Origin of the sequence: Chamaesiphon polymorphus CCALA 037 (assembly GCF_003003845.1) — a bacterium.
GTDB lineage: Bacteria > Cyanobacteriota > Cyanobacteriia > Cyanobacteriales > Chamaesiphonaceae > Chamaesiphon > Chamaesiphon polymorphus.
This window is the reverse complement of the sequence record NZ_PVWO01000271.1, coordinates 1-7,718: the sequence shown is the minus strand read 5'-3', so window position 1 is coordinate 7,718 and position 7,718 is coordinate 1. Positions and strand designations below refer to the sequence as shown.

5 protein-coding genes and 1 pseudogene are annotated in these 7,718 nt (G+C 46.2%); 1 reads left to right on the top strand and 5 read right to left on the bottom strand.

Annotation, left to right across the window (positions count from 1 at the left end; translation table 11 throughout):
• Positions 1-330: 330 nt before the first annotated feature.
• From C7B77_RS18610 to C7B77_RS18595, 4 genes and pseudogenes are all read right to left on the bottom strand, one after another.
• Positions 331-1,002, bottom strand: coding sequence for a response regulator transcription factor (locus C7B77_RS18610; protein ID WP_106308146.1), 672 nt, complete (start codon positions 1,000-1,002; stop codon positions 331-333).
• Positions 974-2,509: a sensor histidine kinase gene (locus C7B77_RS18605; protein ID WP_106308143.1), complete on the bottom strand. Its 1,536-nt coding sequence runs from the start codon at positions 2,507-2,509 to the stop codon at positions 974-976. Before C7B77_RS18605 ends, C7B77_RS18610 begins: the two co-directional genes overlap by 29 nt.
• Before the next feature lie 179 nt (positions 2,510-2,688).
• Positions 2,689-2,880, bottom strand: a pseudogene (locus C7B77_RS18600) (short-chain dehydrogenase); the annotation flags it as partial.
• A gap of 2 nt (positions 2,881-2,882) precedes the next feature.
• Positions 2,883-6,533 carry a WD40 domain-containing protein gene (locus C7B77_RS18595; RefSeq protein ID WP_106308140.1) on the bottom strand — a complete coding sequence of 1,217 codons (3,651 nt, stop codon included), beginning with the start codon at positions 6,531-6,533 and terminating at the stop codon, positions 2,883-2,885.
• 278 nt (positions 6,534-6,811) lie between these two features.
• Here C7B77_RS18595 and C7B77_RS18590 point away from each other — a divergent pair, with 278 nt between their 5' ends.
• Entirely contained in the window at positions 6,812-7,153 is a 342-nt protein-coding gene (locus C7B77_RS18590; RefSeq protein ID WP_106308138.1) for a hypothetical protein, read from the top strand.
• An 86-nt stretch (positions 7,154-7,239) separates the two neighbouring features.
• Here the strand turns inward: C7B77_RS18590 and C7B77_RS18585 are convergent, their stop codons facing one another.
• Positions 7,240-7,689, bottom strand: coding sequence for a DUF4351 domain-containing protein (locus tag C7B77_RS18585; protein WP_106308135.1), 450 nt, complete (start codon positions 7,687-7,689; stop codon positions 7,240-7,242).
• Positions 7,690-7,718 lie beyond the last annotated feature (29 nt).

The following is a 7,718-nucleotide window of genomic DNA, read 5'->3' as shown; positions in this document are numbered from 1 at the left end:
CCCCAAACCCCCTCCAAAGGGTCGAATAGTTAAAAGCGTAGCGCGCTTCGCATTAGTACTAGCACTTTAGGCTATTAATCTGTGGGTAATGGATAGCCCTTGATAAGGCAGGGCTGATTCATTCCTGAGCGAGAGCCAATTGTCAATATGAAAAACGAGATCTTTCGATCGCCATATCGATTATTTCAAGTCAAAAATATCCAGATCTCAGTCAAAATCGATCGTTAGCGGTGATTGACAAAATCGCGCTGAAAGGGGATGAATCAGCCCTGCTTGATAAGGGGGGGTTGTGGGGGTAACCCAACCGCAACCGGATTCTAACCAACGCTCCTAACTTTTCAATCGATATCCGACACCGCGCACCGTTTCAAATAAATCGCTGCCTAATTTTTTGCGCAGATAACCGACATAAACATCGACAATATTCGACCCCGGATCGTAGTCGTAGCCCCAGACCCGATCGAGCAATACTTCTCGACTCATCACTTGCCCCGGATGGCGAAAAAAGGTTTCGGCGAGGATAAATTCGCGGGAGGGTAAATCGATCCAGAGATTGCCAATTTTAGCCCTACGCGTGCGCAAATCTAGCACGATCTCGCCGCTTTGCAACTCCATTACCTCTGGCTCTGCACCACCAGCCCCATTACCCCGCAACCGCGCTTTAATCCGCAGCAGCAGTTCTTCAAACCGAAATGGTTTAGTCACATAATCATCAGCCCCACCTTCAAAACCTGCGACCTTATCGTGGAGATCGTCCCGTGCTGACAGGATAATAATCGGTAGCCGTTCCCCTTGCCCCCGCAGTTCTGCTAGCACTTCTAGCCCATCTTTTCCAGGCAATCCTAAATCTAAAATCAACAAGTCGAATTCGCCGCTCAGTGCTAGTGAGATCGCCTGATGAGCATCTGTGGCGATCGTTGGGACGAAGCCATTAGATCGCAGTCCTTTTTCAACAAAAGCGGCGATGCGAGCTTCATCTTCGGCGACGAGAATTCGATACATGATGAACCAATGATTCCGAGCAGTTAATTGGTAAGACGAGCGTAAAGGTGGATCCGGTTCCCAGATTACTCTGCAACCTGACCTCTCCATGATGAGCTTCGACAATCGCTTTGACGATCGCTAAACCCAATCCCGATCCTTCCGATCGACGGCGGGTATTAGTGACTCGGGCAAATCGTTCAAAAATTCGCGTTTGTTCTGTGGGTAAAATACCTTCTCCAGTATCTTGTACCCAAAAGAATACTTTGTCTCGATCTAAGTCGGATCCTAGCGTAATTATAGTCCCTGCTACCGTATGTTGAACGGCATTTTGGGCTAAATTCATTATTGCTTCGGTAATCCGCTGTCGATCGACTAATATTTCTCCCACTGCTTGATTTTCTACTTGCCAATCGCGATCGCTAGATAGTGCCGTGGCTTTGAGATACATTTCCTGCATCAACACCGCCGCATCGACCCATTCCAGTCGCAAAAAATCTACCCGTTCGCTTTTGGCCAGTAGCACCAAATCGTCTACCAGCCGCGTCATCCGGGCTAATTCATCCATCACTAGGTCGATCGTTTCTTCGCGCTCCTGGGGGTCATCGCCCATCAATTCCAGGTGTCCTTGAATAATCGTAATTGGCGTCCGCAATTCGTGTCCGGCATCATTAATAAAATTGCGCTGCGTTTGAAACGCCAACTCTAGCCGATCCATCATCTCGTTAAACGTTACTGAGAGTTTGGCAATCTCGCCATTACCTTTTGCAGGTAAACGTTGTGAGAGATCTGATTCGGAAATAGCATGAGCCGTCGCACTCAATCCGCGTAACGGAGCCAACACCCGCCCCGCCGCCAACCAAATCAGCACCAGTGCCAAGGCCAAAGAGATAATCTTGATCTGGACGATAACGCCAAAGATACCCAGAGCCTCTTCTTGTTCGCCTACGGTAGTATGCGCGACGATGTACACACCCAAGACTTTGCCATTATGTTTGACTGGCTCAGATTTGTACAGGATTGCGCCAGATTCGGTTAGTTTTTGTTCTCCTCGTTCGGGACGATCTAGATTAGCCAACCGTTGGATCAGGGGGGATTTACTGCTCAACTCTGGCGGCAATGCTCTAGGACTCGATCGCTCAAACTCGCCATTGACAAAGCCAATCAAAAAAGTATCATCTTCTGGAATCCTGCGTTTGAGATGAATTTCGATCCATGATGCTAACTCCTGAGTCGTGGTCGGATAGCCATTGGGAATAACTTTGCCATCCTCCTGCATTCCCTTGACAATATCCATATCCTCCAGCCCCGGCCCGTCCGAGAGTAAGTCTGTAAATTCTTGCATTTCCTCATTTAAGTCGGCTCTGACCCTGGCGTCTACTTGCGCCAACATCTGTTGGCGCATAATTGGCATGGCTCCGGCGATCGCCATCACAATAATTACGACATACCAAATCACGATCCGCGTCCTGGCTTCGCCCCAAAAGTACATCCACTTTGGTAATAAATTATTAACGGTCGGTTTCATGATTGACTGTACCAACTAAACGATCGAAGATTCGATGCGGCTGTACCCTGGTGGCAATCTTTGGCTGGGAAGCAGCACCCGATTGAATTAGACCGCTTTTAACTTTCAACTTTCAACTTTTTAACCTGCGCCCAGAATATGAGGAATTAAGGTCGAGGTCAAGCGCATTTTGAGTGAAATTACCAGGGTAAGACCTCTCCATTGGCGTGCCAAAAAGTGCCTGAATTTGTCAGATTGAGTTCGTCGATCCGCTGTAAAATTCCTCGGACGGACTCTGCTGCGGGAATGCCATTATAGCCAGTCATGGCGGTACTCACCAGCCCTGGATGGATAATTGCGACCGGAATCTGCCGCGATCGTAAATCGATCGCTTCTATCTAATTGCCCCTAGAGCTTGTAAAGATGCTTTTTGAGCTTTAGTCAATCCATGAATTTTGTCGATCGACATTCCTTCATAGGGGCGGCGAGATTTCCAAGTAGCCAGACATTTTGCAGCTTCCAAATCCCAAACCTTAATAGTTTCATCCAAACTACCAGTAAATGCGGTAGATTTGGGGTAATCCAGATCTGACGATCGAATATTCCCAACATCTAGAGTATAAATTAAACCACTATGTTCGGTCAAACTGTGGAGACATTTACCAGTTTCAATATCCCAGATTTTGAGAGATCGATCGACTCCGACACTGATAATAGATCGATCGTCATCACTGAATTTTGCGTTCAGAATTGGCCCTTTATGTCCCACAAAAGTTTGCAAACATTCGCCTGTGGCTACCGACCAAATTTTGATAGTTTCATCATAGCTCGCACTGACCAACCACTTACCGTCAGTACTAAAAGTAACCGACCAAACACTATTACTATGCTCGCCGATATCTCGATAATATTCACCCGTTGACCCCTGGTCTGCCTTCGGCAATCGCGGATTCCAGAGTTTAATAATCCCTGAAAATTCACAACTTACCAACAGTTCTCCATTCTCCCCTGGAGACGCTCCGCTAACGGGACTAAAATCGGCATAAATTACCGGACTGGTGTGTCCTTCGAGTGTACGCAAACATTCCCCCGTATTAACATCCCAAATTTTGATGGTGCGATCGTAACTACTACTAGCTAATATACGACCATCGGGACTAAAAATTACCCGCCACACCCAACTATTATGTCCGCGCAATGTTTTGAGGCAATTACCTACTTGCCAATCCCATAACTTGACTGTGTAGTCGGCACTTCCACTGGCTAATAATCGTCCGTCGGGACTAAAATTAACCGACCAGACTCGATTAGTATGTTCGCGCAAAGTTTGAGTAACTTCCTCACGATCGACATGCCAAATTCTAATCGTATTGTCTTCATTACCACTGGCTAAATAACCACCATCGGGACTCAATTTGACGGATAAAATTGCATTAGTATGTCCGACGATCGTTTTAATACACCGTCCCCGTTTTAAATCCCAAATTTTAGTATGATTGTCATCGCCACCGCTGGCAATTTGGCGACCGTTAGGACTAAAAGCAACAGTCCAAATTCGGCTGCGATGTCCGAGGAGAGTTTTTAAACATTTGCCATTACGAACATCCCAAAGTTTGAGAGTTTTATCGAAACTACTACTAATTAATTGTTGCCCATCTGGACTAAACGCGATCGCGCTGACTGGTTGCTGATGTCCGGTTAAGGTGTGGCTACACGCACAGATCCCCGACTTCTCGAAGAAGCGGCTCTCTCCGGTCGGGTCTCCCGACCATGGAAGAGAGACAAGACAGTCGGGGATCTTAATATTGCTAACTTCCCAGATTTTAATCGATCGATCGTAGCTAGCGGTCGCGATCGATCGACCGTCGGGGCTAAATGCAACAAATCTCACCCAAGCAGTATGAGCTTCCCATTCATTCAAACACTCACCCGTCGCCACATTCCACAGCCGCACCGTCAGATCTTCACCACCACTAACTAGAGTAAGACCGTCGGGACTAAACGCGATCGACCACACCCGACCCTGATGACCTACCAAAATCTGAATTTCGGGACTTAAATTACCTGGAACCGTCCGCCACAGACGAATCGTACTATCTTGAGCGGAACTGGCAATAATTTGCCCGTCGGGACTAAAGACGACAGCATTCACCGAAAACGTGTGTCCGATATATGTCTGCAAACATTCACCCGTCGCGACATCCCACAACTTCACCTGATGGTCGTCGCTAGCACTGGCGAGGTATTTGCCATCGGGACTAAAAACCACCGCCCAAGTCCAGTGTTGATGCCCTTGACAAGTAGCAATTTTTGTGTATGTACGAGCGTTCCAAATCTGAATATCACCTTTGGTATCGCTAGTCGCGAAATATTCGCCGTCAGGACTAAACGCAATTCCGACTACACCACCAAAAGTTTCCGCAAAGACAGTTTGACTGATGTGGCTGCCAGTAAAATCGACATCATGTAAAGTCGCATTCAACAGATATGCTTGACGAATCGCCAGGTGGGAAAAGTCAAAGCCTTGGAGATCGGTTTTGAGGTGACAAAATAAATTGAGCAGATTTCCCGCCGCATAATCACCAATTTTGTCGGTTTGATGACGTAAGGTAGTCAGGATGTTGCGAAGATGCAATTCGAGGTGATATCGATCGGTAAAGTGCGTTAATAATCGATCGATTAACGGCTGTAAAATGAGTTGGATTTGGGCATCCCGCAGGTAATCTTTGGTTTCAGCTTCAATCAGAGCATGGGTTCTAAATAGCTCCAATTCTCCAGTAATAATTTCCCGCTCGATCCGATCGATAAATCTATTGGTAACATATTCCATAATCACGGGTTGTTGCGTCAAACCCCGCTCGGTAGTTTCGATCGACGATCGATCTTTGAGTGTTTCGAGAGCTTCGAGTAATGTCGGTAAACTCGTCGCTGGCACAAATTCCGCTTGTAATTGAGTCGGGGTGACTCCTTCGCGATCGATCGCCAACCAGTACATCACCTGTTGTTGCAACGGTGAAAACCGATCGAATTGTTGCGCTAATAAATCTTGAAGATTGCTAAATACCCCCGCACCTTGCGCCAAAAATGACTCGATATCGCCACTAAAAAGATTGCTAACTGAAGTAGCGACAAGTTTGAGAGCCAGCGGATTACCACCAACATAATCAATCAAGTTTTCGCACTTGACAACCGGAGATTCCAAACCCTTATCGATTAAAATATGGTGAGCGTCGGCGATCGATAGTCCAGTCAATTGGATCGATCTCACTGGTAGATTCACCCCTTCCCGTTGCACGATTCCGTGAGGTTTTTCCCTTCCCGTCAGTACCAGACAACTCTGATGTCGTTCGTCGCTAATGCGATCGAACATCTCACCATAAGCTTCATAACCAGGTAGATAAGTACACCGCGCATCGCCATATTGTAAGATCGATTCGACATTATCCAACACCAACAAACATCGCTGCTGACGCAACCGCTCCATCAACAACCCCAGCGAACTCTCCTGTACCTCTGCACCCACTAAAATCGGCAAGATTTCATCGAGCAAATCCTTCAACGTCGGCGCGTGCTGTAAACTCCGCCACACCAGATACTCAAACTGCGACTCCACCTGTCGTGCCAATTTCACCGACAGAGCCGTCTTGCCAATTCCCCCCCAGCCGAGAATCCCCACCAACCGACAACGACGATCGACAATCCACTGTTCGAGCGTTGCTAGCTCTGTTACTCTCCCATAGAAATGCGAAATATCGATCGCTTCCCCCCAATTCGTAATCGTTAACGATGTTTGGTACTGCTGAAGGATCGAGCAAAGATTACTTTTAGAAACTTTTTGTCCAACCACAGCCGAAAGCAATTGCCATAAATGGGATGCTACTTGCTTAATATATTCCGGCTCATAACCTAGTTCTCTGCCGATCTGCTGATATGAATCACCTTTCCAAACTTGAGACACGATCGCGGCTTGAATCGTTTTGAGCGAGCCGCGTTGATGCTGTTCGAGCAATCGATCGATGATTCGGAGAGCTTCTTGTCCGGTCATGTAGGGGCGACCTGTAGTGATATAGAAGTAGTATATCTCGATTTGGTAGCGCGGATTGTAATTTATCTGGCAGAAGATTTACATGACTTTAGATCGATCGAGGATAACTTGTTACTTTTTGTCACTTTTTCATACCGACGATTCGATCTAGCGAGGTTATCTTTGAAAAGTGAGATTCAAACATGTTCCCATCAACTCTCAAGATAAACATGTTTAACACTCTCTACCAAAAAAATCCTTACTCTAGTCAAAATTAATTTCTTTAGGAGAAATATGTAATGAAAAAAGTATTAGCTTTAGGTTTATTTTTACCTCTTTTTGGTGGAATTATTATGGAGCAACCAGCTCATGCGAACTGGTTTAAAAAAAATCTTCCAAAGCTGGATCCTACCGCTAGAAACAGTGACGTAAGTAAATTTGGCAGAAAAATAGATCCAACTAATCCAAATTCGGCTGGTGGCAGATTCACTAGAAAAGCTTTCCCCGTAGCTTGTGGAGTTGCAGGTGCTATTAAGACATCACCTGCTGCTCTTACAGGGGCAGGTATTGCAGTAACCGCAGGATCTGCTGTTGCTGCACATCAAGGTTGTTACAAGATTGTTCAAGAAGCACAAAAATAGAGTTTATTATAATTGAGCTAGCAGGCTAACCCAGATCCCCGACTTCTCGAAGAAGTCGGGGATCTTGCCTTGCCGGATCGATCTAATTAACCATTCAGATTGCCATCCAACCAAACTAATAGATCCCCCATCTTGGTAAAATCTAACAAAGCTTCACCTAGATCCTCTAACTGCACCAGTGATAAAGCCTTAATCCTATTTTCCGCCTCGATCGGCACATTTCCCACTCGTCGAGTCAATTGCCGCAAAATTAAAGCCTGTCCTTCTTCTGTGCGACCCTCCTGGCGACCCTCCTGGCGACCAACTTGTTGAGCCTCTTGAAGCTTCTCGATATACAGTGCAGATAGTCTCATGGCTAAATTTCGCTCCTCTGGCTCGATACTTTGTTTCGACTCTAGTTCTAGTTTAAGCGATAAAAATAAATCTAAAGCATTACCTTTATAGGGGCTATTAGCTGGTAAATCGGCGACTTCCGTAATTGCATTTTCGGCGTTGCTGAATTGATGTATGATATGGCGATCGAGAGCAAAAAACATTATTCAAAATAGGATGGAATCTTTAGCTA

Bases quoted from the DNA above. Each gene is read 5' to 3' on its own strand.
- C7B77_RS18610 (WP_106308146.1), bottom strand. From the start codon at position 1,002: ATGTATCGAATTCTCGTCGCCGAAGATGAAGCTCGCATCGCCGCTTTT.
- C7B77_RS18605 (WP_106308143.1), bottom strand. From the start codon at position 2,509: ATGAAACCGACCGTTAATAATTTATTACCAAAGTGGATGTACTTTTGG.
- C7B77_RS18595 (WP_106308140.1), bottom strand. From the start codon at position 6,533: ATGACCGGACAAGAAGCTCTCCGAATCATCGATCGATTGCTCGAACAG.
- C7B77_RS18590 (WP_106308138.1), top strand. From the start codon at position 6,812: ATGAAAAAAGTATTAGCTTTAGGTTTATTTTTACCTCTTTTTGGTGGA.
- C7B77_RS18585 (WP_106308135.1), bottom strand. From the start codon at position 7,689: ATGTTTTTTGCTCTCGATCGCCATATCATACATCAATTCAGCAACGCC.